General features: G+C 61.6%; 1 protein-coding gene. It reads left to right on the top strand.

From position 1 onward, the window contains the following. Positions 1-15: 15 nt before the first annotated feature. Positions 16-594, top strand: a 579-nt coding sequence (locus AC1D0P_RS27195) for a DnaB-like helicase C-terminal domain-containing protein (protein WP_477679576.1), incomplete at its 3' end; no start/stop codon positions are given.

Consider the following 594-nt stretch of genomic DNA (forward strand, 5'->3'; position numbering starts at 1 on the left):
TAAGAGTCAGGCATCATGGCGCTCGACGCCAGGATGGGCGGGTTGCAGAAATCCGACCTGATCGTCCTGGCCGGCCGGCCGGGCATGGGAAAGACCTCGCTCGCTACCAATATCGCCTACAACATCGCCGCGGCCTATGAGCCTGAGGTGATGCCTGACGGCTCGTTCAAGGCGAAGAATGGCGGCGTGGTCGGCTTCTATTCGTTGGAAATGTCGTCCGAACAGCTCGCCACCCGTATCATCTCGGAACAAACCGAAGTGTCGTCGTCGAAGATCCGCCGCGGTGACATTACCGAGGCCGATTTCGAAAAGCTCGTCGCCTGCTCGCAAATGATGCAGAAGATCCCGCTGTTCATCGACCAGACCGGCGGCATCTCGATCGCCCAGCTCGCCGCCCGCGCCCGCCGCCTCAAGCGCCAGCGCGGCCTTGACGTCCTGGTCATCGACTACATCCAGCTGATGACCGGCTCGAAAAAGTCGGGCGAAAACCGCGTGCAGGAAATCACCGAGATCACCACCGGCCTGAAAGCGCTCGGCAAGGAGCTCGGCGTACCGATCATCGCCTTGTCGCAGCTCTCCCGCCAGGTGGAAAGC

The sequence above is a fragment of the Polaromonas sp. P1_G2 genome, assembly GCF_056405515.1.